The sequence below is a fragment of the Streptomyces sp. NPDC056503 genome, from assembly GCF_042794995.1.
Taxonomy (GTDB): Bacteria; Actinomycetota; Actinomycetes; order Streptomycetales; family Streptomycetaceae; genus Streptomyces.
Window position 1 is genome coordinate 75153 of sequence record NZ_JBHTST010000008.1, and the last position, 25872, is coordinate 101024.

At 73.3% G+C, this 25872-nt stretch carries 17 protein-coding genes; 14 read left to right on the forward strand and 3 right to left on the reverse strand.

Annotated elements, in window-relative coordinates; translation table 11 throughout:
• Positions 1-72 precede the first annotated feature (72 nt).
• The 4 genes from ACFQ8C_RS04395 (at position 73) to ACFQ8C_RS04410 (ending at position 4404) form a co-directional block, all read left to right on the forward strand.
• Positions 73-684, forward strand: coding sequence for a response regulator transcription factor (locus ACFQ8C_RS04395; protein WP_003948568.1), 612 nt, complete (start codon positions 73-75; stop codon positions 682-684).
• A gap of 243 nt (positions 685-927) precedes the next feature.
• Complete coding sequence (locus ACFQ8C_RS04400) at positions 928-1530, forward strand: sigma-70 family RNA polymerase sigma factor (RefSeq protein WP_030750140.1); 603 nt, start codon at positions 928-930, stop codon at positions 1528-1530.
• 140 nt (positions 1531-1670) lie between these two features.
• A complete protein-coding gene (gene guaB / locus ACFQ8C_RS04405; RefSeq protein ID WP_383452131.1) occupies positions 1671-3173 on the forward strand; it encodes an IMP dehydrogenase in 1503 nt (500 codons plus the stop codon).
• Positions 3174-3279: 106 nt separating this feature from the next.
• Entirely contained in the window at positions 3280-4404 is a 1125-nt protein-coding gene (locus ACFQ8C_RS04410; RefSeq protein WP_383452133.1) for a GuaB3 family IMP dehydrogenase-related protein, read from the forward strand.
• Between the two features lie 78 nt (positions 4405-4482).
• Here ACFQ8C_RS04410 and ACFQ8C_RS04415 read toward each other — a convergent pair whose 3' ends face one another.
• Complete coding sequence (locus ACFQ8C_RS04415) at positions 4483-5067, reverse strand: hypothetical protein (RefSeq protein WP_383452135.1); 585 nt, start codon at positions 5065-5067, stop codon at positions 4483-4485.
• A 134-nt stretch (positions 5068-5201) separates the two neighbouring features.
• On the reverse strand, positions 5202-6443 hold the full coding sequence (locus tag ACFQ8C_RS04420; protein ID WP_383452137.1) for a nucleotide sugar dehydrogenase: 1242 nt from the start codon (positions 6441-6443) through the stop codon (positions 5202-5204).
• A gap of 266 nt (positions 6444-6709) precedes the next feature.
• Here ACFQ8C_RS04420 and ACFQ8C_RS04425 point away from each other — a divergent pair, with 266 nt between their 5' ends.
• From ACFQ8C_RS04425 to ACFQ8C_RS04450, 6 genes are all read left to right on the forward strand, one after another.
• A complete protein-coding gene (locus ACFQ8C_RS04425; protein ID WP_383452139.1) occupies positions 6710-8416 on the forward strand; it encodes a glycerol-3-phosphate dehydrogenase/oxidase in 1707 nt (568 codons plus the stop codon).
• A gap of 197 nt (positions 8417-8613) precedes the next feature.
• Positions 8614-10905, forward strand: a complete 2292-nt coding sequence (locus ACFQ8C_RS04430; protein WP_383452141.1) for a protein kinase — start codon at positions 8614-8616, stop codon at positions 10903-10905.
• 55 nt (positions 10906-10960) lie between these two features.
• The gene (locus ACFQ8C_RS04435; RefSeq protein ID WP_383452143.1) at positions 10961-14197 is read left to right on the forward strand and encodes a protein kinase; all 3237 of its coding nucleotides are present in this window, start codon (positions 10961-10963) and stop codon (positions 14195-14197) included.
• Positions 14198-14405: 208 nt separating this feature from the next.
• Positions 14406-16121, forward strand: a complete 1716-nt coding sequence (locus tag ACFQ8C_RS04440; protein ID WP_383452146.1) for a protein kinase — start codon at positions 14406-14408, stop codon at positions 16119-16121.
• A gap of 212 nt (positions 16122-16333) precedes the next feature.
• On the forward strand, positions 16334-17998 hold the full coding sequence (locus ACFQ8C_RS04445; protein ID WP_383452148.1) for a succinic semialdehyde dehydrogenase: 1665 nt from the start codon (positions 16334-16336) through the stop codon (positions 17996-17998).
• A 61-nt stretch (positions 17999-18059) separates the two neighbouring features.
• Positions 18060-19880 carry a GMC oxidoreductase gene (locus ACFQ8C_RS04450; RefSeq protein ID WP_383452150.1) on the forward strand — a complete coding sequence of 607 codons (1821 nt, stop codon included), beginning with the start codon at positions 18060-18062 and terminating at the stop codon, positions 19878-19880.
• Between the two features lie 804 nt (positions 19881-20684).
• Here ACFQ8C_RS04450 and ACFQ8C_RS04455 read toward each other — a convergent pair.
• Positions 20685-20975 (reverse strand): chorismate mutase, encoded by a 291-nt coding sequence (locus ACFQ8C_RS04455; protein ID WP_383452152.1) that lies wholly within the window; start codon positions 20973-20975, stop codon positions 20685-20687.
• Between the two features lie 366 nt (positions 20976-21341).
• Here ACFQ8C_RS04455 and guaA point away from each other — a divergent pair, with 366 nt between their 5' ends.
• The 4 genes from guaA (at position 21342) to ACFQ8C_RS04475 (ending at position 25858) form a co-directional block, all read left to right on the forward strand.
• Entirely contained in the window at positions 21342-22934 is a 1593-nt protein-coding gene (gene guaA / locus ACFQ8C_RS04460) for a glutamine-hydrolyzing GMP synthase (RefSeq protein ID WP_383452154.1), read from the forward strand.
• Positions 22935-23048: 114 nt separating this feature from the next.
• Positions 23049-23837 carry a class II aldolase/adducin family protein gene (locus tag ACFQ8C_RS04465; protein WP_383452156.1) on the forward strand — a complete coding sequence of 263 codons (789 nt, stop codon included), beginning with the start codon at positions 23049-23051 and terminating at the stop codon, positions 23835-23837.
• Positions 23838-23995: 158 nt separating this feature from the next.
• A complete protein-coding gene (locus ACFQ8C_RS04470) occupies positions 23996-25252 on the forward strand; it encodes a hypothetical protein (protein WP_383452157.1) in 1257 nt (418 codons plus the stop codon).
• Between the two features lie 90 nt (positions 25253-25342).
• Entirely contained in the window at positions 25343-25858 is a 516-nt protein-coding gene (locus ACFQ8C_RS04475) for a DoxX family protein (protein ID WP_383452159.1), read from the forward strand.
• Positions 25859-25872 lie beyond the last annotated feature (14 nt).

A 25872-nucleotide genomic window follows, 5' to 3' on the forward strand; every position in this document is an offset into this window, starting at 1 on the left:
AGGTGACGATACGTACCAGCCCTGGAGGCTCAAGGTGACGCGCATCAGCTGCGAGAGCCGCGGAGGTCAGTCATGACCTCCGTTCTCGTCTGCGACGACTCCCCGCTTGCCCGAGAGGCTCTTCGCCGCGCGGTCGCGACCGTGCCCGGCGTGGAGCGCGTGACCACCGCGGCCAACGGCGAGGAAGTCCTCCGCCGCTGGGGCGCGGACCGCTCGGACCTCATCCTGATGGACGTGCGCATGCCCGGCCTCGGCGGTGTGGAAACCGTCCGCCGGCTGCTCTCCGCCGACCCCGGCGCCCGGATCATCATGCTCACGGTCGCCGAGGACCTCGACGGCGTGGCCCTCGCGGTCGCCGCGGGCGCCCGCGGCTACCTGCACAAGGACGCCTCGCGCGCCGAGCTGCGGGCCACCGTCACCCAGGCGCTCGCCGACCCCACCTGGCGGCTCGCCCCGCGCCGGCTCCGTTCGGCCGAGATGGGCGCCGCGCCCACCCTCACCGCGCGCGAGATCCAGGTCCTCGAAGGCATGAGCCACGGCCGGTCCAACGCGGAGATCGGGCGCGAGCTCTTCCTCTCCGAGGACACCGTCAAGACCCACGCCCGACGCCTCTTCAAGAAGCTCGGCGCCTCCGACCGGGCGCACGCCGTCGCGCTCGGATTCCGGTGGGGCCTGGTCCGCTGAATCACCGCGCACCGGCCGTCTCCCCGTCCGTACCCCCGTCCGCCGAGGGGCGGACGGGGCGGGCCTGTGTCACTTCCCCGTCCGATGCCGCATCCTTGAGGTGTGGAGTTCCTCGGGGACGAGTCGATCGAGCGGAAGGGGAGGGCGCCAGAGATGAATCCAGGCGCACCTGCTCATAACGCTTCGGTGCACAACTACGGACAGGGTGCCACGGACGAGCAGGCGTCAAGGCACCATGGAGCGATGCGCGACGACGAGACCATGGGTTCCCCCATGCCTGCCGGGCAGGGGGAGATCGGTGCGCTCGTCCACCGTGCCGTCGAAGGGGACGCGCAGGCCACCCATGACCTGCTGGCGCGCGTCCACCCGCTCGCGCTGCGCTACTGCCGCACCCGGCTCAACCGGCTGCCCGGTGACGCCCGCCACTTCGTCGAGGACCTCGCGCAGGAGGTCTGCGTCGCCGTCCTGATGGCCCTGCCGCGCTACAAGGACACCGGCCGCCCCTTCGAGGCCTTCGTCTTCGCCATCGCCGGACACAAGGTCGCCGACCTCCAGCGGGCCGCCATGCGCCACCCCGGCTCCACCGCGGTGCCCTCCGACGAGATGCCCGAGCGGCCGGACGACTCCCTCGGACCCGAGGAGCGCGCCCTCCTCAGCGACGACGCCGAATGGGCCAAGAAGCTCCTCGCCAACCTCCCGGAGAACCAGCGCGAGCTCCTCGTCCTGCGGGTGGCCGTCGGGCTGACCGCCGAGGAGACCGGCCAGATGCTCGGCATGTCCCCGGGCGCCGTCCGGGTCGCCCAGCACCGGGCCCTCAGCCGACTGCGGGCCCTGGCCGAGCAGTAAGCCTCACCGGGCCCTGTCGTCCCTTTCGTCCACGTACGAAAGCACAAAGCTTCTCGCTGATCTTGATCGTGGAATGAGACACCGCTCCGGCCCGTTAGCATGGACATCCCGCACCGATCAAGGCCATTTGGGAAGGTGTCATGACTGCCAACGTCGACGGAGTGCCCGGTAAATTCGCGACACTCGGGCTGACCTACGACGACGTGCTGCTGCTGCCCGGCGCGTCCGACATGGCGCCCGACCAGATCGACACCGCCTCGTACATCTCGAAGAACGTGCGGGTGAACATCCCGCTGCTCTCCGCCGCGATGGACAAGGTCACCGAGTCGCGCATGGCGATCGCCATGGCCCGACAGGGTGGTGTCGGTGTACTGCACCGCAACCTCTCCATCGCCGACCAGGCGAACCAGGTCGACCTGGTGAAGCGTTCCGAGTCCGGCATGGTGACCGACCCGATCACCGTGCACCCGGACGCCACGCTCGCCGAGGCCGACGCGATCTGCGCCAAGTTCCGCATCAGCGGCGTCCCGGTGACCGACCCGGCGGGCAAGCTGCTCGGCATCGTCACCAACCGCGACATGGCCTTCGAGTCGGACCGCAGCCGCCAGGTGCGCGAGGTCATGACCCCCATGCCGCTCGTCACCGGCCACGTCGGCATCTCCGGCGTCGACGCCATGGACCTGCTGCGCCGCCACAAGATCGAGAAGCTTCCGCTGGTCGACGAGGCGGGCCTGCTCAAGGGCCTCATCACGGTCAAGGACTTCGTCAAGGCCGAGAAGTACCCGAACGCCGCCAAGGACTCCAACGGCCGTCTGCTCGTCGGCGCGGCCGTCGGCGTCGCCGGCGACTCCTTCGAGCGCGCCCAGGCCCTCATCGAGGCCGGCGTCGACTTCATCGTCGTCGACACCGCGCACGGCCACTCCAAGCTGGTCGGCGACATGATCGCCAAGATCAAGTCGAACGCCCCGGTGGACGTCATCGGCGGCAACGTCGCCACCCGCGACGGCGCCCAGGCGCTGATCGACTCCGGTGTCGACGGCATCAAGGTCGGCGTGGGCCCCGGCTCCATCTGCACCACCCGTGTGGTCGCCGGCGTCGGCGTCCCGCAGGTCACCGCCATCTACGAGGCCTCCCTCGCCGCCAAGGCGGCCGGCGTCCCGGTCATCGGCGACGGCGGCCTGCAGTACTCGGGTGACATCGCCAAGGCGCTCGTGGCGGGCGCCGACACCGTGATGCTCGGCTCGCTGCTCGCGGGCTGCGAGGAGTCCCCGGGCGAGCTGCTCTTCATCAACGGCAAGCAGTTCAAGTCGTACCGCGGCATGGGCTCGCTCGGCGCCATGCAGACCCGTGGCGACCGCAAGTCCTTCTCCAAGGACCGCTACTTCCAGGAGGGCGTCGCCTCCGACGACGCGCTGATCCCCGAGGGCATCGAGGGCCAGGTGCCGTACCGCGGCCCGCTCGCCTCCGTGGTGCACCAGCTGGTCGGCGGTCTGCGCCAGTCGATGTTCTACGTCGGCGGCCGCACCGTCCCGGAGCTCCAGGAGAACGGCCGCTTCGTCCGGATCACCTCGGCGGGCCTCAAGGAGAGCCACCCGCACGACATCCAGATGACGGTCGAGGCGCCGAACTACAGCAGGAAGTAACACAGCGCGACGCGTGGGGGCGGTTCCGGCATGTGGCCGGAGCCGCCCCCCACGCTTGTGTCGGGGATACTGGTAGGCGCAGACGTAGAGGGAAAGGCCACACATCGTGACTGAGATCGAGATCGGGCGCGGCAAGCGCGGCCGCAGGGCGTACGCGTTCGACGACATCGCCGTCGTCCCGAGCCGGCGCACCCGGGACCCGAAGGAGGTCTCGATCGCCTGGCAGATCGACGCCTACCGCTTCGAGCTGCCGTTCCTGGCCGCTCCCATGGACTCGGTCGTGTCGCCGCAGACCGCCATCCGCATCGGCGAGCTGGGCGGCCTCGGCGTCCTGAACCTCGAAGGCCTGTGGACCCGGTACGAGGACCCGCAGCCGCTGCTCGACGAGATCGCCGAGCTGGACGAGGCCACCGCCACCCGCCGTCTGCAGGAGATCTACGCCGCTCCGATCAAGGAGGAGCTGATCGGGCAGCGCATCAAGGAGGTGCGCGACTCCGGTGTCGTCACCGCCGCCGCGCTCTCCCCGCAGCGCACCGCGCAGTTCTCCAAGGCGGTCGTCGACGCGGGCGTCGACATCTTCGTCATCCGCGGCACCACGGTCTCCGCCGAGCACGTCTCCGGCGCCGCCGAGCCGCTGAACCTGAAGCAGTTCATCTACGAGCTGGACGTCCCGGTCATCGTCGGCGGCTGCGCCACGTACACCGCCGCCCTGCACCTGATGCGGACCGGCGCCGCGGGCGTCCTGGTCGGCTTCGGCGGCGGCGCCGCGCACACCACCCGCAACGTCCTGGGCATCCAGGTCCCGATGGCGACCGCCGTCGCCGACGTGGCCGCGGCCCGCCGCGACTACATGGACGAGTCCGGCGGCCGGTACGTGCACGTCATCGCCGACGGCGGCGTGGGCTGGTCCGGCGACCTCCCGAAGGCGATCGCCTGCGGCGCCGACGCGGTGATGATCGGCTCCCCGCTGGCGCGCGGCACCGACGCGCCGGGCAAGGGCCACCACTGGGGCATGGAGGCCGTCCACGAGGACGTGCCGCGCGGCAAGCTGGTCGACCTGGGCATCGTCGGCACCACCGAGGAGATCCTCGCCGGTCCGTCGCACACCCCGGACGGTTCGATGAACTTCTTCGGCGCCCTGCGCCGCGCGATGGCCACCACGGGCTACAGCGAGCTCAAGGAGTTCCAGCGCGTCGAGGTCACCGTCGCGGACTCGCAGCACCGCCGCTGACGCCGCCGGTTCCCGGAGGTACGCGAGAGGGCCCCGCACCGACCGGTGCGGGGCCCTCTCGCGTACCCGCGGCCGGGTTCAGGAGGCGGCCTTCTTCGCGCCGGAGAAGGCGGCGAAGGCGGCGATCGCGAGGAAGAGGAAGGTCATCGCGTCCTTGCTCTCGCTCCACGCCTGCGTCAGCAGGCCGAACTCCTCGAAGATGATGTCCGTGGCCGAGACGTTCAGCTCCTTGGCGACGACGATCGCGATGCCGACGAGCTGGCCGACGTAGACGGCGCCGAGGGAGAGGACGGCGCTGACCACGGGCAGCACCGGGTTGCTGCCGCCGACCTTGCCGGCGGCGAGGCCGATGACGAAGCCGACGCCGATGGCGGCCCAGCCGATCTCCCGCTCGATGCCGCCCATGACGGCGCCGTAGATGCCGGCGGTGACCAGCGCGGCGACGACGGCGGCGACGATGCCGAGGCCGAGGTTCCCGCGACGGGGCGCGGGGGCCGGCGGGTAGGCGCCGAACGGGTTCTGGCCGTCGGGGGCCTGGCCGTACGGGTTCTGCCCGGCCGGGTTCTGGCCGGCCGGGTTCTGCGCGTACGGGTTCTGGCCGTCGGGCTGCTGGGGCGCGCCCTGGGCGAACGGGTTGCCGGGCGGAGGTGCGGGCTGGCTCATCGGGGTCCCCCTGGATGGATGACGCACGAGTGTGCGATCGAGAGGGCCGGAGACTAGCAGTCCGCTCCGACAGTGGCCCACCCGTTACGTGAGGGGTGGGACATGGCCGGATCTTTTCGTTCGGTTCGTGGGGGTCAGAGGCGGTGCGCGGTGCCCGCGGGGGTGGCGCCGCGGGTGTCGAGGAGGAGCTGGGCCTTCACCGCGAGGCCCTGGAGGTCGTAGACCCGGTGGTGCTGGAGGAGGACCGTCAGATCGGCGTGCGCGGCGGCCTCGTAGAGCGAGTCGGCGCGGGGGACCGGCAGGTCCCGCACCCGCCAGTCGGGGACGTGCGGGTCGTGGAAGCTCACCGTCGCGCCGAGGTCCATGAGCCGGCCGGCGATCTCGTCGGCGGGGGAGCCCTCGCGGTCGGCGAGGTCGGGCTTGTACGTGATGCCGAGCAGCAGGATCCGGGCGCCCCGGGCGGACTTGCCGTGCTCGTTGAGGAGCGTGGCGGCGCGCTGGACGACGTACCGCGGCATCCGCTGGTTGACCTGGCCGGCGAGTTCGACGAGGCGGAGCGGGCCGTGGGGGCCGAGGTGCTCGACGGGGGCGCCGTGGCCGCCGACGCCGGGGCCGGGGCGGAAGGCCTGGAAGCCGAAGGGCTTGGTCTCGGCGCAGCGGATGACGTCCCACAGGTCGACGCCGAGTTCGTGGCAGAGCACCGCCATCTCGTTGACGAGGGCGATGTTCACGTGCCGGAAGTTGGTCTCCAGGAGCTTGACCGTCTCGGCCTCGCGGGGGCCACGCGCGCGTACCACCTTGTCGGTGAAGCGGCCGTAGAAGGCGGCGGCGGACTCGGTGCACGCGGGCGTGAGGCCGCCGATGACCTTCGGGGTGCCGGCGGGGCCCGGCGCCCGGGTGCCGGGGTCGAGGCGGCCGGGGGAGTACGCGAGGTGGAAGTCGCGGCCGGCCCGCAGGCCCGAGCCGTCCTCCAGGAGTTCCCGGAGGAGGCCCTCGGTGGTGCCGGGCGGGACGGGGGACTCCAGGACCACGGTGGTGTGCGGGCGGAGCCGGGCGGCGAGGGCGCGGGCGGCGTCGCCGACGGCGGTGAGGTCGAGGGCGCCGTCGGGGCCGAGGGGGGTCGGGGCGCAGAGGACGGCGGTGCGGACCCGGCCGAGCTCGGCCGGGTCGGTGGTGGCCCGGAAGCCGCGGGAGAGCATGCGGCGGATCTCGGAGGCGGTGAGGGAGCCGTCGACCGGGGGGCGGCCCGCGGCGAGTTCGGCGACCGGGCGGGCGTCGGTGTCGAAGCCGACGGTGGCGATGCCCGCGGCGGTCGCGGCCTGGGCGAGGGGGAGTCCGTGGTGGCCGAGGCCGATGACGGCGAGGTCTGCGGGCATGGGGGGTGGGCCGTCCTTCCCGGTAGCCGTGACATGGTGCGCACGCACCGTGTTCGCAATGTCAGACTAGGAGTAAATATGACCGATATGCGGCATTGCATGATCGAAGGTCGCCGAGTGTTATCCACAGGTCCGTGCGGGGGCGGTGGCCGAAGCCACCGGACCGGTCCAGAATCGAGACGGTGAACCGGGCCACCCGCGGTCCGGTTCGCCGCCGGAGCGACGAGGGACACAAGGACGACACCGGACGACAGGAGGCGGCAGCCGTGAGGACAGCGACACTGGGACCCGCCGAGCGCACCGCGGCTCTGGAGGCCATGGCCGAGCGCGAGCTGGACGTGCTGGTGGTCGGCGGCGGGGTCGTCGGGGCGGGCACCGCCCTCGACGCGGTCACGCGCGGGCTCTCCACCGGCATCGTCGAGGCCCGGGACTGGGCCTCCGGCACCTCCAGCCGCTCCAGCAAGCTCATCCACGGGGGGCTGCGCTATCTGGAGATGCTCGACTTCGCCCTGGTGCGCGAGGCCCTCAAGGAGCGCGGCCTGCTCCTGGAGCGGCTCGCCCCCCACCTGGTGAAGCCGGTGCCGTTCCTCTATCCGCTCCGGCACCAGGGCTGGGAGCGGGTCTACGCGGGCTCCGGCGTCGCCCTGTACGACGCCATGTCCGTCTCCTCCGGGCACGGCCGGGGCCTTCCCGTCCACCGCCACCTCAGCCGCAAGGGCGCCCTCCGCGTCGCCCCCTGCCTGCGCAAGGACGCGCTCACCGGCGCCCTCCAGTACTACGACGCCCAGATGGACGACGCCCGCTTCGTCCTCACCCTCGTCCGCACCGCCGCCTCCTACGGCGCGCACGCCGCCGGCCGGGCCCGGGTCACCGGCTTCCTCCGCGAGGGCGAGCGGGTCGTCGGCGCCCGCGTCCAGGACGTGGAGACCGGCGGCGAGTACGTCGTCCGGGCCAAGCAGATCGTCAACGCCACCGGGGTGTGGACCGACGACACCCAGGCCCTCATCGGCGAGCGCGGCCAGTTCCACGTCCGCGCCTCCAAGGGCATCCACCTCGTCGTCCCCAAGGACCGGATCCACTCCGCCACCGGCCTCATCCTGCGCACCGAGAAGTCCGTCCTCTTCGTCATCCCCTGGGGACGGCACTGGATCATCGGCACCACCGACACCGACTGGGACCTCGACAAGGCCCACCCCGCCGCCTCCAGCGCCGACATCGACTACCTCCTCGAACGCGTCAACACCGTGCTCGCCACCCCGCTCTCCCGCGACGACGTCCAGGGGGTCTACGCCGGACTGCGCCCGCTCCTCGCCGGCGAGTCCGACGCCACCAGCAAGCTCTCCCGCGAGCACACCGTCGCCCACCCGGTGCCCGGCCTCGTCGTCGTCGCCGGCGGCAAGTACACGACCTACCGGGTGATGGCGAAGGACGCCGTCGACGAGGCCGTGCACGGACTCGACCAGCGGGTCGCCCCCTGCGTCACCGAGGACACCCCGCTGATCGGCGCCGAGGGCTACCGGGCGCTGTGGAACGCGCGGGCCAGGATCGCCGCCCGCACCGGCCTCCACGTCGTCCGCGTGGAGCACCTGCTCAACCGCTACGGCTCGCTGGCCGAGGAACTGCTCGCGCTGATCGCCGAGGACCCCTCGCTCGGCGAACCGCTCGCCGCGGCCGACGACTACCTGCGCGCCGAGGTCGTCTACGCGGCCTCCCACGAGGGCGCCCGCCACCTCGACGACGTCCTCACCCGCCGCACCCGCGTCTCCATCGAGACCTTCGACCGCGGCACCCTCAGCGCGCGCGAGGCCGCCGGACTGATGGCGCCGGTCCTCGGCTGGGACGAGGGCCAGATCGAGCGGGAGGTCGAGCACTACGAGAAGCGGGTCGAGGCGGAGCGCGAGTCGCAGCGGCAGCCCGACGACCTGACGGCGGACGCCGCGAGGCTCGGTGCGCCCGACATCGTCCCGATCTGACGGGGGTCCCGCCTGACGGTACGTCCGGGACGAGGGGGAACCCGGGGGCGTGTGTGGCGCGTCGTCATACCGGAGTACGGACCCGGGGGCGCCACCCGTCCGGAGGTGAGGGACAATGGGCTCTCTTCCAGGGCGGGTTGCCGCAGCGTGTGGAGTGCGGCGGGCGCGGCGGAGATCAGGGAACGCAGAGGGGACGCATGTCGGAGTCGGAGCAGTCGCGGGACACGGCGCAGCCCGAGGACGGGAAGCCTCAGGACACCAGGCCCCAGGACGCGAAGCCTCAGGGGGCGAAGCTCCAGGACACCAAGCCGGGGGACGTCGCGCCTCAGGACACGAAGTCCCAGGACGCGGAGGCCCGGGGCGCGGAGGCCCGGGGCGGGACGTCCGAGGGCGCCGGGCCGGAGCGGGGCACGGCCGCGCCCCGGGACCGGGTGCCGGGGACCGAGCCGTCCACCGGGCGGGCCGGTTTCGGCGCCGGGGACGGTGACGGGCAGCGGCCCGCGGCCGACCGGCTCCGCAAGGGTTCGTCGTCCACCACCGCCGAGACCGAGGGCCGGCTGCTCGCCGGCCGCTACCGGCTCGGCGCCCTCCTCGGCCGTGGCGGCATGGGCACCGTCTGGCGCGCCGTCGACGAGACCCTCGGCCGCACCGTCGCCGTCAAGGAGCTCCGCTTCCCCACCAGCATCGACGAGGACGAGAAGCGCCGCCTGATCACCCGGACCCTGCGCGAGGCCAAGGCCATCGCCAAGATCCGCAACAACGGCGCCGTGACCGTCTACGACGTCGTCGACGAGGACGACCGCCCCTGGATCGTCATGGAGCTGATCGAGGGCAAGTCGCTCGCCGACGCCGTGCGCGAGGACGGCGTCCTCACCCCGCGCCGCGCCGCCGAGGTCGGCCTCGCCATCCTCGACGTGCTGCGCTCCGCGCACCGCGAGGGCATCCTGCACCGCGACGTGAAGCCGTCCAACGTCCTCATCTCCGACGACGGCCGCGTCGTCCTCACCGACTTCGGCATCGCCCAGGTCGAGGGCGACCCCTCCATCACCTCCACCGGCATGCTCGTCGGCGCCCCCTCGTACATCTCGCCCGAGCGCGCCCGCGGCCACAAGCCCGGCCCCGCCGCCGACATGTGGTCGCTGGGCGGTCTGCTGTACGCGGCCGTCGAGGGCTGCCCGCCGTACGACAAGGGCTCCGCGATCGCGACCCTCACCGCCGTCATGACCGAGCCCGTCGACCCGCCGAAGAACGCCGGTCCCGGGCTTGAGCAGGTCATCTACGGGCTCCTCGCCAAGGACCCGGCGCAGCGGCTCGACGACGCCCGCGCCCGGGTGCTGCTGCGCGCCGTGCTCGACGCCCCCGAGGCCGCGCCGGAGCCCTCGCCCGAGGTGACCAGGATCGTTCCGCTGCCGGCCCGCCCCGAGCGGGAGCCGGAGGCCGCGGCCGTCGCCCAGGAGAAGGCCCCCGAGCCCGCCGCCGAGCGGATGCGGGGCGCCCTCGCCTCCGTACGGAACGCGGCCGCGGCGGCCAAGGCCGAGGCGAAGGACCGCGCCAAGGAGAAGACCAAGGAGAAGGCCAGGGAGCAGAGCGGGGCGCAGGCGCGGCCCGTGCCCTCGCAGGGCGGCTCCCGGCCGGCGCCGACCCGCGCCCCGCTCACCGACGTCGTCCCCCGCCGCACCCTGGTGATCATCGCCGCGGTCGCCGTCCTCGCCGTGCTCGGCACCATCCTGGCCGTCTCCCTGGGCGGCGACGACAAGGGCTCCGAGGGCAAGGGCGGCGACACCACCGCCTCGGCCGGGACCACCGCCGGCGGCGACGGCGGCTCCGGTTCCGGCACCGGCGGGGGCACGGGCGGTTCGTCGGGCGACCCCACCGAACAGGGCGGCGCCCAGCCCGGCGCCAACGGCTCGACGGGCGACGGCGGTTCCACGGGCTCCACCGGCGCGAACGGCTCCACCGGCACCTCCACCGGCCAGACCGGCACCACGCCGACCGGCAAGCCCAGCGACGGCACCGGCACCGGCGCCGCGCTCCCGGCCGGCTACACCCTGGTCACCAACGACCGCTTCCACTTCTCCATGGCCCTGCCCTCCTCCTTCTCGATGCGGCCCATAGACGGCTACAGCGGGGGCGCCATATGGAGCGAGAGCGGCGGCTTCCCGCGCGTCCAGGTCGACTTCAACGCCAGCCCCAAGGACGACGCGAAGGCCGCCTGGCTCGCCGCCGTCGGAGGGGTCAGGCTCACCAGCAGCGACTACAAGCACATCGGCGTCGACTCGGTCTCGTACAAGGGCTACCCGACCGTCGCGGACTGGGAGTTCGAGCGGACCCAGAAGGGCATGCGGGTCCACGTCCTCAACCGGGGCTTCAAGGTGGACGCCAAGCACGGCTACTCGATCATGATCACCTGCAAGGCCGAGGAGTGGAACGGCGCGGAGTGCCGGACGCTGCGCGAGACGGCGTTCGCCACGTTCAGCCCCAAGGACTGACCGCCGCCCCGTATCGTGAGCGACGGGGCACGACCAATGCGCAGGGGGAGGCGCCGTGGACGAGTACGCGGGAAGAGTGCTCGCGGAGCGCTACCGCCTGCCGTTGCCGCCCCCCGGCTCCGCCGGACTCGTCGACCTCGTCGAGACGCGCGCGTTCGACACGTACAGCGGGCAGGAGGTGCGGGTCCGTCAGGTCCCGCTGCCCGAGATCGTCGACGCCGAGGTCCTCGGCGAGGCACCCGTGTCCGCCGACCCGTACGACGCCGCGGCCGGCGCCACCCGCAGACCGGCCGAGCCGGTCGTGCGCCGTGCGATCGAGGCCGCCCAGGCCGCCGCCCAGATCCCCGACCACCCCTTACTCGACCAGGTCTTCGACGTCTTCGCGGAGGCCGGCTCGCTGTGGATAGTCAGCGAGCACGTGGCCGCGCGCCCCCTCTCCGCCCTCCTCGCCGAGGGCCCGCTCAACCCGTTCCGCGCCGCCGAGATCGCCGCGGACGTCCTCACCGCCCTGCGCGCCCTCCACGCCCACGGCTGGGTCCACCGCAACATCACCGCCCGCACGGTCCTGGTCTGCGACGACGGGCGCGTCCTCCTCACCGGCCTCGCCGCCGGCGCCGCCGAGGAGGCCCTCTGCGGCTACGCCCCCGTCCCGGACCCCGACGACCCCGCCTTCCGGGCCCCCGTGGAGGAGTACGCGGAGGAGTACGCGGACACGGACCCGGTGCGGTACGGCGACGAGGCCTACGACCCGCCCGCCGAGGAGACGTACGAGCCGCAGACGTACGAGCCCGAGGTGTACGAGCCCGAGGTGTACGGGGCGGAGGTGTACGGGGCGGAGGTGTACGAGGAGCAGGCTCACGGGCCCGAGGCGTACGCGCCGCAGGCGTACCGGCCCGAGGCACACGGGACGGAGACGTACGAGACCGAGGGGTACGGGCCCGAGGCGTACAAGCCCGACGCGTACGAGACCCACGTCCACGAGACCCACGTCCACGAGACCCACGTCCACGAGACCCACGTCCACGAGACCCACGTCCACGAGACCCACGTCCACGAGACCGACGTCTACGAGACCGGTGAGTACGTGGCTCCCGCGGACGCCGTCGCCGAGCTTCCGCCCGCGGCGGAGCCCGTACCGTACGGGGCCGACCCCTACGGTCTCGCGACGCCCGCGCCGCGCCCCGCGAGCCCGCCGGAGGCGCCGGCGGTGCCGCCCAGCGCCGATCTGCGGGCGGCCCGGGCGGGGGCCATCGCCGCCTACCGCGCGGCCACCCGCGCCGCCGCCGCGCGCATCGGCGACACCGGCCCGCTCCCGGTCCAGCGCACCCCCGAGCCGGAGCCGGAGCCCCGGTCCGGCCAGGAGACGGCCCCCGAGCTCCCGAGCGGCCCCGCCCCCGTCCCCGCCCCCGCCCTCGATCCCGAGCAGGAGTCCCGGCCGGGGGCGGCCCCCGCCGTCGCGGAGGCCACCCGGCCCGGGCCCGCGCCGCAGTGGTGGGCGCGGGCGGCCGACGACGAGGACGACGACGAGGACGACGAGGGCGACGGCGAGGAGGACGGGCGGCCGTACGGCGGCCCGCGCCCGCCCCGTCTGATGCTCAAGGGCAGCTGGACCGACGGCCCGCACGCCTCCCGGGACGGCTCGCCGCCCGTCCCGGCCGGGGGCGGTTCCGTACTGCCCGGCTCCGGTCGGCCGGCCCTGCCCGCCGGGTACACCGCCGCCACCCCGGAGCCCGCCCACCGGAATCCGCGACCGCCCGCCGGGGCCACCGTCCCCGCGCAGCCGGGTCCGGCGGGGGAGCGGTACCGGGGGCCGTCCACCCGGCTTGCCGCCGAGCGGGCCCGGCAGACCCGGATCGCGGTCGTCGGCGCCGTCACCGAGCGCTGGGCGCCCGAACAGGCCGGCCCCGTCCACGAGAACTGGCGGCTCGCCCCGCCCATCGGCCCCGCCACCGACCTGTGGGCGCTCGGCGCGCTGCTCTACCGGGCCGTCCAGGGCCACGCCCCCTACCCCGAGGACAACGCGGCCGAGCTCGTCCAGCTGGTCTGCGCCGAACCGCCCGCCTTCGCCGAGGAGTGCGGCCCGCTGCGCCCGGTGGTGGAGTCGCTGCTGCGCCAGGACCCCACCGAGCGGCCGGACTTCGAGGAGCTGCGCGGCTGGCTGCGGTCGCTGGTCCGCTCCGCGCCGGAGCCGGAGGTGGACCTCGCGGCCGCGCCCCCGCCGCCGTTCGACGCCAGACGGCTGCCGATCCTGCGCCGCCGGGGCGAGCTGGTGCGCCGCCGCCGTGCCGCGGCCGGCTCGGGCCGCCACCGCCACCGCCGTGGCAAGGATCCCCGCGGCGGCAGGACGCCCGCGTCCACCCCCGCATCCGTACCCGAGCCGCATTCCGCGTCCGAGGAACCGGTCGGCTTCCAGGAGTCCTTCGAGTCCCCGGAGTCGTTCGGGCGCCAGGAGTCGTTCGCGCCCCGGGAGCCGTTCGAGTCCCAGGCGTCGTTCGAGTCCGGGCCGTACGAGCCCCGGCAGGGGTACGAGTACGGCTACGAGGACGTCGAGCCGGAGCCCCCGCGCCCGCCGGCCGCCCCGCGCTCCCTCGGCCGGCGACTGCTGCTGGTCGGCCTCCTGGTGCTCGGCGCCGCCCTCGCGTACGCCGCCGTCGCCCTGCCCAGAGGCGGCGAGAAGCCCGCCGAGGCCCGACCGACGGCGACGACCGCGCCCCCGGCGACGAGCGCGCCCCCGAAGGCGCCCCCGACCACCACCCCGACCCCCACCCCGACTTCACCCCGGTCCTCCGCCCCCTCCACCCCCGCCTCCGCACCCCCGTCGGCCCCCGGCCCCGCCCTGGCCTCCGGCTACGTGCTGCGCGAGGACCCCGAGGGCTTCCGGATCGGCGTGCCGCGCGACTGGCGTCGCAGCCCCGTCAACGCCGCGGGGCAAGTCCGCTACACCGGTGGCGACTTCACGATGATCGTGGTCCCGGGACGGGACAGCGTCCGGGACAACGGCTCCGATCCGCTGGAGTACCAGAGCACCAAGGAGCGGGAGCTGGAGCCCTACCGGCAGTCCAGCTGGGCCGAACTGGTGAAGTCCCGGCGGGTGGACATCGGTCGCACGCCCACCGCCGAGGGGCACTACACCTGGTACGACGGAGCGGGCCGCAAGGTCTTCGTCCGCAACCTCGCGCTCATCGACGGCGGCCGGTACCACGTCGTCCAGGTGATCGGCCCGGACAGCGACCGGGACAAGGTCTCGGAGGTCTACGAAGAGGCCGTGAAGGGCTTCCGCCCGGGGCGTTGAGCCGGTCGTCGCACGAGCCCCCGCACCGGTCCTCCGACCGGTCGCCCAACCCGTCCTCCGACCCGTCCTCCGACCCGTTCTCCGACCGGTCGGCCGGCCGGCCGGACCGGCGCCGGCGGTCACAGTGCGGTTCCTTTGCGGGCCCCGCGGTTCCGTCCGCCGTCCCCTCCTCCGTAACCTGGCATCGGAAGCAACGGGGCGGGGGCAAGTGGAACACTCTCAGAGCACAGGCGCGGGGCTGCTGCTCGCCGGACGGTACCGGCTCGGCGAGTCCATCGGACGCGGCGGGATGGGCAAGGTCTGGCGCGCGCACGACGAGGTCCTGCACCGGGTGGTGGCGGTGAAGGAGCTGACGGCGGGCCGGTTCGTCGCCGAGGCCGACCGGCTGGTGCTGCACGCGCGCACCCAGAAGGAGGCGCGGGCCGCCGCCCGGATCACCCACCCCGGTGTGGTGACCGTCCACGACGTCCTCGAACACGACGACCGGCCCTGGATCGTCATGCAGTTCGTCGACGGTCCGTCGCTCGCCGACGCCGTCAAGGAGGCCGGGACGATCGCGCCCCGCGAGGCGGCCCGGGTCGGACTGCACGTCGTCGGCGCGCTGCGGGCCGCGCACGCGGCCGGGGTGCTGCACCGGGACGTGAAGCCCGGGAACGTCCTGCTCGCCCGCGACGGGCGGGTGCTCATCACCGACTTCGGCATCGCGGCGATCGAGGGCGACTCCACCATCACCCGGACCGGCGAACTCGTCGGCTCGATCGACTACCTGGCGCCCGAGCGGGTGCGGGGCGGCGACCCGGGCCCGGCCTCCGACCTCTGGTCGCTTGGCGCCACCCTGTACACGGCCGTCGAGGGCACCTCGCCCTTCCGCCGCACCTCCCCGATCAGCACCATGCAGGCCGTCGTCGGCGAGGAGCCGCCGTACCCGGCGAACGCGGGCCCGCTCGCCTCCGTCATCGTGGCGCTGCTGCGCAAGGATCCGGGGCAGCGGCCGCGCGCGGACGAGGCCGAACGGATGCTGCTCGACGCGATGGAGGGCCGCAGCCCGGAGACCGCGCAGGCGTACGTGCCGACGCAGCGGATGGACCTGGACCCGGGGGCCACGGCCGCCGGGGCGACCGGCCCCGAGGTCGTGACGGCCGCGTCGTCCGCCCGCACCCCGCGTACCGTCGAGTGGCCCACCCCGGCGCAGCCCTCCGATGGGGTTCCCGCGCAGCTCGGGCCGCTCGGGCCGACCGCGCCTCCCGGGACGGCTCCGCGGCCGTCCGCGTCCGCGCCCGCCGGGAAGGGCCGTTGGCGCTCCGCCGTCCTCACCGCGGTGCTCGCGGCCGCCGTCGCGGGCGGGGCGGTCTTCGCCGTCATGCAGTACGGGGGAGGCGGGGGCCAGGGACCGGGCCCCGTGGTGAGCAGCGGCGCCACCCCCACTCCCACCGACACCCCCACCGGCGGCAAGGGGATCGCCGAGGGCGACGTCCCGGCCGGCTGGAAGCGGGTCGACGATCCGGCGGGCTTCTCCCTGATCGTCCCGGAGGGCTGGAAGCGCCAGGTGGAGGACAGCAACATCGACTACACCCCGGACCGCGGCCGCCACCGTCTCCGGATCAGCATCGACACCAGCCCCGACTTCGAGAACCCGTACGCCCACCTCCTGGACCTGGAGAAGACGCTCAAGAAGCGGATGGACTACCAGCGGGTGTGGCTGAACCAGAGCACCTACCGCGACCACGTCAAGTCCGCGCTCTGGGAGTTCACCTGGACCGAGAAGCAGAACTTCCCGGGTCCCCGGCACGCGATCGACCGGGTGTACTACGCCGACGACGGCACCGAGTACGCGATCTACATGACCTCGCCGGAGTCCAGCTGGGACACCACGCGCGAGCAGTTCGACGTGGTCCTCCAGCACTGGCGGGCACCCGGCACCTGACTCCCGTCCCCGTGGAGTGCCCTCCGGAGCGACTCCGGAGGGGTCACGGAGGGCCTCCGGGCTCCGGGAAAATCTTCGTGACGGCCCCCTGGCGGCCGTAAGCCGCTGATCAGGGCTTATATGCCAGTGATCACTGGCGCGATGTGCACGCGGGGTGAAAACGCGTTACCGGCGGGTACCCAAAGACCGGAACGAGGCCTACGCTCGGCGTCATGACGGACTCGCAGGCCCTCGCCGCCCTCACGATTCCCGCCGACCCCGCCCCGGCGGTCCGCTCCGCCGCCCCGGCCGGCGCGACCAACCCGGTCGCCCCGGCGCCGGCCGGAGCCCGGACCGCCGCCGACGTCGTGACGCCGGAGCTGGTCGCCCGGCTCACCCGGGGCGTCATCGGCTCCGGCCGCACCGCCAACCACACCCCCTTCACCGGGGCGAAGCTGGCGGACCTGCCGGAGGCCACGCCCGAGGACGTCGCCGAGGCGTTCGACCGCGCCCGCGCCGCCCAGGCCGCCTGGGCCGCCACCCCCGTCCGGGCCCGCGCAGCCGTCCTGCTCCGCTTCCACGACCTCGTCATCGCCCGCCAGTCCGAGGTCCTCGACCTCATCCAGCTGGAGACCGGCAAGGCGCGGCTGCACGCCCACGAGGAGGTCCTCGCGGTCGCCGTCGCCGCCCGCCACTACGGCCGCAAGGCGTCCTCGTACCTCCGCCCCAAGCGGCACACCGGCGTCGTCCCGACCCTCACCAAGGTCACCGAGCTGCGCCAGCCGCGCGGGGTCGTCGGCCAGATCGCGCCCTGGAACTACCCCTTCGAGCTCTCCGTCGGCGACGCCCTGCCCGCCTTCGTGGCGGGCAACGCGCTCGTCATGAAGCCGGACACCGAGACCGCGCTCACCGCCCTCTGGGCCCGTGAGCTGCTCATCGAGGCCGGCCTGCCCGCCGAGGTCTTCCAGGTCGTGCTCGGCGAGGGCCCGGTCGTCGGCCCCGAGGTCGTCCGCCACGCCGACTACGTCTCCTTCACCGGCTCCACCCGCACCGGCCTGGAGGTCGCCCGGGGCGCCGCCGCCCGTCTCGTCGGCGTCTCCCTCGAACTCGGCGGCAAGAACGCCATGCTGGTGCTGAAGGACGCCGACGTCGAGAAGGCCGCCGCCGGCGCCGTCCGCGCCTGCTTCTCCTCCGCCGGCCAGCTCTGCATCTCCATCGAGCGCCTGTACGTCCACGAGTCGGTCGCCGACGCCTTCGTCGAGAGCTTCGCCGCCCGCACCAAGGCCATGCGCCTCGGCAACTCCCTCGCGTACGGCGCCGACATGGGCTCCCTCGTCGGCGAGCGCCAGCTGGAGACCGTCACCAAGCACGTCGAGGAGGCCGTCGCCCAGGGCGCCAAGCTCGTCGCCGGCGGTGTCGCCCGCCCCGACGTCGGCCCGCTCTTCTACGAGCCGACCATCCTCGACGGCGTCGAGGCCCCGATGACCGTGTGCGCCGAGGAGACCTTCGGCCCGGTCGTCTCGATCTACCGCTTCACCGACGAGGACGAGGTCATCGCGCGCGCCAACGCCACCCCGTACGGCCTCAACTCCTCCGTCTGGACCACCGACTCGCGCCGCGGCCACGCGGTCGCCGCCCGGCTGCGGACCGGCACGGTCAACATCAACGAGGGGTACGCGCCCGCGTACGGCAGCGTCCGCGCCCCGATGGGCGGCATGAAGGACTCCGGCCTCGGCCGCCGCCACGGCTCCGAGGGCATCCTCAAGTACACCGAGGCCCAGACCGTCGCCCAGCAGCGGCTGATGCCGCTGGCGCCCTCCTTCGGGATGGACGACGAGAAGTACGCGGCGGTGATGAGCCTCTCCCTGAAGGCCCTGAAGGCGCTGCGCCTGAGCTGACGCCCCGGCACCTGTCCGTCCGTTTCCACCCTTTTCCGTACGAGGTTCTGCGAGGAGAGCCATGACCGCGGTACCCCCTGCCCGAAATCAGGACGAGGAAGACTCGTACGACTACGACGTCCTCGTGGTCGGCTCCGGCTTCGGCGGTTCGGTCACCGCCCTGCGGCTCACCGAGAAGGGCTACCGGGTCGGCGTCCTGGAGGCCGGCCGCCGCTTCACCCGGGAGACGCTGCCGAAGAACTCCTGGGACCTGAAGAACTTCCTGTGGGCCCCGACGCTCGGCCTGTACGGCATCCAGCGCATCCACCTGCTCGGCAACGTGATGGTGCTGGCGGGCGCGGGCGTCGGCGGCGGCTCCCTCAACTACGCGAACACGCTGTACGAGCCGCTGGCGCCGTTCTTCGACGACCCGCAGTGGAAGGACATCACCGACTGGCGCGCCGAGCTCGCCCCGTACTACGACCAGGCGAAGCGGATGCTGGGCGTCCGCCTCAACCCGACGATGACCCCCTCCGACGTGCACCTGAAGGCCGCCGCCCAGGCCATGGGGATCGGCGACACCTTCCACATGGCACCGGTCGGCGTCTTCTTCGGGGACGGCCGGGACGCCGTCGGCGAGGACGGGGTCGGCACCGCCAGGGCGAAGCCGGGCGGGGAGGTGGCCGACCCGTTCTTCGGCGGCGCGGGCCCCTCGCGCAAGGCGTGCACCGAGTGCGGCGAGTGCATGACCGGCTGCCGCCACGGCGCGAAGAACACCCTCAACGAGAACTACCTCTACCTCGCCGAGAAGGCGGGCGCGGTCGTCCACCCGATGACCTCCGTCGTCGCCGTCACCGAGGACTCGCGCGGCGGATTCGCGGTCAAGACCCTCCCCACCGACAACCGGAAGAAGGGCAGGGGCCGCACCTTCACCGCCCGGCGGGTGGTCGTCGCCGCCGGCACGTACGGCACCCAGACGCTGCTCCACCGGATGAAGGACAGCGGTCTGCTGCCCCGGATCTCCGCCCGGCTCGGCGAGCTGACCCGCACCAACTCCGAGGGACTGGTCGGCGCCCAGACCACCGACCGCCGCTACCGGCGCAAGCACGGCAAGGAGAAGGCGGACTTCACCCGCGGCGTCGCCATCACCTCGTCCGTCCACCCCGACGAGAACACCCACATCGAGCCGGTCCGCTACGGCAAGGGCTCCAACTCGATGGGCGGCCTCACCGTCCTCCAGGTCCCCTACGGCGCCCACCGGGTGCGCGGCTGGGCCCTCAACGTGGTCCGCCACCCGCTCCTCGCGGTCCGCTCCCTCTCCAACCGGCGGTGGTCGGAGAAGACCATCATCGGCCTCGTCATGCAGTCCCTCGACAACTCGCTGACGACCTACCGCAAGCCCGGCGGCATCGGGAAGGGCCTGCTCACCGCCCGCCAGGGGCACGGGGCGCCGAACCCGACGCAGATCGAGGCGGCGACCAGGGCCGCCACCCTGATCTCCGAGGAGATCAACGGCTTCGCCGGCTCCAACGTCGGCGAGCTGATGGGCACCCCGCTGACCGCGCACTTCCTCGGCGGCTGCCCGATCGGCGCCGACGCGGAGTCCGGTGTCATCGACCCGTACCACCGGCTCTACGGCCACCCGGGCATCTCGGTCGTGGACGGCGCGGCGGTCTCGGCCAACCTGGGGGTGAACCCGTCGCTGACGATCACCGCCCAGGCGGAGCGGGCGATGTCCTTCTGGCCGAACAAGGGCGAGGAGGACCCGCGGCCGCGGCAGGGCGAGGCCTACGCGCGCGTGGCGGCGGTCGAGCCGAAGTCCCCCGCGGTCCCGGCCGAGGCGTTCGGCGCCCTGCGGCTGCCCTTCCTCGGCATGCCGACGGTCCCGCCGAAGAAGTCCTAGCCGGCGGAGGCCTCAAGCCGGCGGAGGCCTCGCGACGGCGGAGGCCTCAAGGCGTCGGAGTCCTCGCGACGGCATGGGTCTCAAGACGGCGGAGGCCTCAAGGCGACGGAGACGACAGAAAGGGCGCTGCACCCCCCTCCGAGTGCAGCGCCCTTCCGGCTTTTCGGTGTTGCTGCATAGATGACCACCGGACCCCGCCTTTGGTTGTAGGCGTTGTACGGGATCTTTGTGTGACGCGCGTCACATGGGGTGGAGGGGTATGCCGAGCAGCGAGAGAAGGGCCGACGAGAAGGGCCCGTGCCGCGATTCCGGTCGCGGCACGGGCCCTGGGTCGGCACCGGTGTCAGGGCAGCGGCGGTGCCGATCGGAGCGGCGCCGGGGGGTCGCGCCGCGTCGGGGAGAAAGCCTCGGGGGGACGGTCGTGGGGGACGGGCCGGAGGGGTGCGGAGGGTGAGCCGGTGCGGTCGGCCCCGGGCGTCCCCGGGACCGACCGCCCTTTCTGGGTGACCGGGCTGCTGTCCCCTGCCGTCCGGTCACGTGCGCTGGTGCGAGGTCCCACGACGTACCAGAAGCACGTCACACGCCCCAGCGAAGCCACGCGTGGTTTCTTGCGGACCGCCCCTGGCTGGCACGGACACCCCGCTCAACGAAGCGCGGCGGGCGCCGGTCACGCGCCGTACGGGTGAGACCGGCACCGAACGCGGGTGCGGGGACCCACTCAGACGCGTTCCGCCCGTACCCCCGCCCGCACCTCCGCCCCTGTCCGTACCTCCGTCCCCGGCCGCACCCGCGCCCACGGCGGCCTCAGACGCGGCCTCGGCACAGCTCCAGCATCGTCATGGCCAGCGCCGTGCCCGGCTTGCCCAGCGCGTCCCGGTAGTGGGCGAGCACCTCCATCTCGCGGGTCAGGTTCACCCGCCGGCCGCCCGAGGTGATCCGGGCCTCCTGGATCACCGCGGAGATCGCCATCCGTTCCTGGATGAGGCCGATGATCCGGTCGTCGAGCGCGTCGATCCGCTCGCGGGCGTCGCCGATCAGCGAGGCCGCCTCGTCGGTGCGGGCGCCGGTCTGCTCGGTGAGGGTCTTCGTGGTCACGCGGGGCTCCTGGTGGTGTGGAGGCCCCGGATCGATACGGCCCGGGAAACGCCAGACGCCCCGGGCCTTGTCGGCCCGGGGCGCCTGGGAAGTCGCTTGTCAGTTGCTCAAGCAGCACGACCATGGCAGCCGGTGGGCCGGTTGCCATAGGTAAACAGGAAGGTCGGGTGCTTACGCATGGCGCCCAGTATGGACCCCCCGCTCCGGCCCGGGGCAAGCCGGGCCCGGATCGTGAGACGAAGGCCACCCCGGTTCGGATGGTGAGACGAAAAGCGTCCCGCGCGCGCCGGTAGAATCGACATATAGCCCCTCCCTCGGGACCCTCCCACCGCCGGGGGAACCTCCTACCGCCGGAAGGCCGCCGTAGTGTCATCAGCGTCCCCCGCTGCCGCGCCCGACGTCACCAACCCGGACGTAGTCCTCGTTGTCGACTTCGGCGCCCAGTACGCCCAGCTCATCGCCCGTCGCGTTCGCGAGGCGCGGGTCTACAGCGAGATCGTCCCGTCCACCATGCCGGTGGCCGAGATGCTGGCCAAGAACCCTAAGGCGATCATCCTCTCCGGCGGCCCGTCCTCCGTGTACGCCGAGAACGCCCCGCGCCTCGACCGCGCGCTCTTCGAGGCCGGTGTCCCCGTCTTCGGCATGTGCTACGGCTTCCAGCTGATGGCCCAGACCCTCGGCGGCACCGTCGACGACAACGGCGCCCGCGAGTACGGCCGCACCCCGCTGCACGTCACCAAGGCCGGCTCCACCCTCTTCGAGGGCACCCCGGTCGAGCAGTCCGTGTGGATGTCGCACGGCGACGCCTGCTCCGCCGCCCCCGAGGGCTTCGCCGTCACCGCCTCCACCGACGTGGTCCCGGTCGCCGCCTTCGAGAACGACGCGAAGAAGCTCTACGGCGTCCAGTACCACCCCGAGGTGCTGCACTCCACGCACGGCCAGCAGATCCTGGAGCACTTCCTCTACCGCGGTGCCGGCATCGAGCCCAGCTGGACCACCGGCAACGTCATCGAGGAGCAGGTCGCGGCCATCCGCGCCCAGGTCGGCGACAAGCGCGCCATCTGCGGCCTCTCCGGCGGCGTCGACTCCGCGGTGGCCGCGGCCCTCGTGCAGAAGGCCATCGGCGACCAGCTCACCTGCGTCTACGTCGACCACGGCCTGATGCGCAAGGGCGAGACCCAGCAGGTCGAGAAGGACTTCGTCGCCGCGACCGGCGCCCGCCTGGTCGTCGTCGACGCCGAGAAGCGCTTCCTCGACGCCCTCGCCGGCGTCTCCGACCCGGAGACCAAGCGCAAGATCATCGGCCGCGAGTTCATCCGCGTCTTCGAGCAGGCGCAGCTGGAGATCCTCCAGGAGGAGGGCCCCGAGGTCGCCTTCCTGGTCCAGGGCACCCTGTACCCGGACATCGTCGAGTCCGGCGGCGGCACCGGCACCGCCAACATCAAGTCCCACCACAACGTGGGCGGGCTCCCCGACGACATCGAGTTCGAGCTCGTCGAGCCGCTGCGCCAGCTGTTCAAGGACGAGGTCCGCATGGTCGGCCAGGAGCTCGGCCTGCCCGACGAGATCGTCCAGCGCCAGCCCTTCCCGGGCCCCGGCCTCGGCATCCGCATCGTCGGCGAGGTCACCAAGGAGCGCCTGGACCTGCTCCGCGAGGCCGACGCCATCGCCCGCGAGGAGCTGACCTCGGCCGGTCTCGACCGCGAGATCTGGCAGTGCCCGGTCGTGCTGCTCGCCGACGTCCGCTCCGTCGGCGTCCAGGGCGACGGCCGCACCTACGGCCACCCGATCGTCCTGCGCCCGGTCTCCTCCGAGGACGCCATGACGGCCGACTGGTCGCGCCTGCCCTACGAGGTCCTCGCCAAGATCTCCACCCGGATCACCAACGAGGTCGCCGACGTCAACCGCGTCGTCCTCGACGTCACCAGCAAGCCCCCGGGCACCATCGAGTGGGAGTGACCCCTCCCGCTCCGTGATCCGGCCGAAGCCGCCGCCCCCGCGAAGGGCGGCGGCTTCGTCGTGTTCGCGTCCGGACTCTGGTGACTTGACCGGCCGGGCGTTACCTTCCGGCGCATGACCGAGATACCGGCCCCCGTCCCCGTCGACCGGCTCCACTTCGCCATGCCGCCCGTCCACGCGACGGCCGAGGAGGAACGCCTCCATCGCAAGCAGCGGCTCGCCGGCGCCCTCCGGCTCTTCGGACGGCTCGGGTACGAGGAGGGCGTCTCCGGCCACATCACCGTCCGCGACCCCGAGTACGACGACTGCTACTGGGTGAACCCCTTCGGCGCCCCCTTCGGCGACCTCACCGCGAGCGACCTCGTCCTCGCCAACGGCGAGGGCCAGGTCGTCCTCGGCGGCCAGCACGTCAACCAGGCCGCCTTCACCGTCCACGCCCAGGTCCACCGGGCCCGTCCGGACGCCGTCGCCGTCGCCCACACCCACTCCACCCACGGCCGCGCCCTGGCCGCCCTCGGCGAACTCCTCGACCCCCTCACCCAGGAGGCCTGTGCCTTTTACCAGGACCACGCCCTCTACGACGCCTACACCGGCGTCACCGTCGACGCCGAGGAGGCCCGCCGGATCGCCCTCGCCCTCGGCCCCTTCAAAGGCATCGTCCTGCGCAACCACGGCCTCCTCACCGTCGGCGCCTCCGTCGACGCCGCCGCCTGGTGGTTCATCGCCATGGACCGCTGCGCCCGCATCCAGCTCGCCGCCCGCGCCGCCGGCAAACCGGTCCTCATCGACCACAAGGACGCCGTCGCCACCCGCGAACAGCTCGGCAGCGACCTCGTCGCCTGGATCAACTACCAGCCCCTCTGGCGCAGGATCAGCCGAGCGGAGCCCGAACTCCTGTCGTAACACCATCGCTTCACCCTTCTGTACGTCAATGCGATGGCGCGGCAATCACTCCCAGGCGGGGCGCACGCGGCTCTCGCGAGCACCCTTGGTGCGGAACAATTCCGAGGAATCAGCGGCAGGTTGGGCTCGAAACCTCGAACTCGGGAAGTGACGGCACGGTGGCGGTTCAAGAGGCGAGACACCACGGCGGGCGCCACGGCGCCGGCGAACACCCGACGGCCTGCGCCGGTTGCGCCCACTGCGGCGAGACCGGCCACCGCCGGGCCGTCGCCGCCTTCCTCGCCCGCCGAGAGGAACTCGCCGCCGGCCACGGCGTCCCCGTCGCCGTCGCCCACTCCCCGGTCGCCGCCCGCCAGTGGGTCTCCGACGAACTCGCCCAGTCCGCCCGCGCCGTCACCGCCCACGGCCGCGAGGCCGGACTCGCCTGGCTCGCCCGCGTCCGCACCGGCAGCCTCGCCGCCGTCTGGGCCGCCGTCCTCGCCCTCCTCCTCGGCCAGGCCCTCACCGCCCTCGGCACCGGCTGGACCGCCGCCCGCACCGCCGGCCTCTGCACCGCCCTCCTCCTCGCCGTCCCGCTCACCGCCGCCGCCCACGCCCACCGCGCCCGCGGCGGCCTCCTCGCCCCGCTCACCGGTGAGGACAACCGGCTCTCCACCACCCGGGCCGTCGCCGCCGCCTGGCTGCTCTTCCTCTGCTACGCCCTCCTCTTCCTCGTCTCCCGCTCGCTCACCGCCACCCCCACCGCCTTCGGCCTCTCCGGGGCCGCCGGGCTCGTCACCGTCCTCGCCCTGGTCTCCGCCGTCGCCGTCACCGCCCGGCTCGTCGTCTCCACCCGGATCGCCGGCCGACGGCTCCAGAAGGTCCGCGCCGACCGGCCCCGCGCCGCCGACCTCCTCTGCGACGACAACGGCCGCGCCGACCTCGCCGACGTCCAGTACGTCCTCGTCTCCGGCGCCGTCCTCGCCCTCACCGCCGTCCGGCTCGCCGCCGACCCGGCCCGCCTTCCCCAGCTGCCCTGGTCCCTCGCCCTCCTCCTCGCGGTCTCCGCCGTCTGGCACCTGGCCGCCAAGTGCACCGAGGGCGGCCCGCCCGCCGTCCACGCCGTGGTCCGCGCCCGCGAGGCCGGCGACCTCGACGCCCCCATCCGCACCGGCGACGACATCGAGATCCGCGGCCACGGCTTCGTCCCGCCCGGCGCCGCCGCCCCCGACCCGCTGACCAGGCTCGTCGTCCGCATCGGCCCGGTCCACACCCACGTCCCCCTGGTCCCGGTCCCCGGCGGCTTCGCCAACCCCACCGACACCGTCCTCACCGTCCCCCTCCCCGCCGACGTCGAGCCCGGCCGGGTCGAGGTCTCCGTCGTCACCGCCGCCGGCTTCGAGACCAACCGGGTGACGATCGACGTAGCGGACTGAGCATCCGGTCCTTCCCTGTATCCCCTCACAGGACGAGCGGAGACAATCAGTCCGCGAACAGTCGTACGGGGTGTGGAGAGGTGACCGATCATGAGCGAGTACACGAACCGCCCCGGCGGGACCGGCCTGAAGGACCGCGTGGACGCCTGGAAGGCCACCGCCTCCCGCTACGCCCTCCTGCCGCTCCGGATCTTCCTCGGCGTCACCTTCGTCTACGCCGGGCTCGACAAGCTCACCGACCCGGCCTTCTTCGCCGACTCCGGAGCGGGCTCCATCGGCGACACCATGCGCGGCGTCCGTGACTCCTCGGCCATCCCCGCCCTCGTCGACCTCGCCCTCCACAGCCCCACCGGATTCGGCTACGCCATCGCCTTCGGCGAGATCGCCGTCGGCCTCGGCACCCTCCTGGGCCTCTTCGCCCGGGTCGCCGCCCTCGGCGGCGCCCTGATCTCACTGAGCCTCTGGCTCACCGTGAGCTGGCAGGTCGAGCCGTACTACCTCGGCAACGACCTCGCCTATCTCATGGCCTGGCTGCCGCTGCTGCTCGCCGGGGCGCAGGTGCTCTCCGCCGACCGGCTCCTCGCCGAACGCCGCCGTATGCCGTAGGCCACCCAGGTCAC

What these genes read in the sequence shown, in the direction of transcription:
- ACFQ8C_RS04395 (WP_003948568.1), top strand. Translation starts at nt 73, where the DNA reads ATGACCTCCGTTCTCGTCTGCGACGACTCCCCGCTTGCCCGAGAGGCT.
- ACFQ8C_RS04400 (WP_030750140.1), top strand. Translation starts at nt 928, where the DNA reads ATGCGCGACGACGAGACCATGGGTTCCCCCATGCCTGCCGGGCAGGGG.
- guaB (WP_383452131.1), top strand. Translation starts at nt 1,671, where the DNA reads ATGACTGCCAACGTCGACGGAGTGCCCGGTAAATTCGCGACACTCGGG.
- ACFQ8C_RS04415 (WP_383452135.1), bottom strand. Translation starts at nt 5,067, where the DNA reads ATGAGCCAGCCCGCACCTCCGCCCGGCAACCCGTTCGCCCAGGGCGCG.
- ACFQ8C_RS04420 (WP_383452137.1), bottom strand. Translation starts at nt 6,443, where the DNA reads ATGCCCGCAGACCTCGCCGTCATCGGCCTCGGCCACCACGGACTCCCC.
- ACFQ8C_RS04430 (WP_383452141.1), top strand. Translation starts at nt 8,614, where the DNA reads ATGTCGGAGTCGGAGCAGTCGCGGGACACGGCGCAGCCCGAGGACGGG.
- ACFQ8C_RS04445 (WP_383452148.1), top strand. Translation starts at nt 16,334, where the DNA reads ATGACGGACTCGCAGGCCCTCGCCGCCCTCACGATTCCCGCCGACCCC.
- ACFQ8C_RS04450 (WP_383452150.1), top strand. Translation starts at nt 18,060, where the DNA reads ATGACCGCGGTACCCCCTGCCCGAAATCAGGACGAGGAAGACTCGTAC.
- ACFQ8C_RS04465 (WP_383452156.1), top strand. Translation starts at nt 23,049, where the DNA reads ATGACCGAGATACCGGCCCCCGTCCCCGTCGACCGGCTCCACTTCGCC.
- ACFQ8C_RS04475 (WP_383452159.1), top strand. Translation starts at nt 25,343, where the DNA reads ATGAGCGAGTACACGAACCGCCCCGGCGGGACCGGCCTGAAGGACCGC.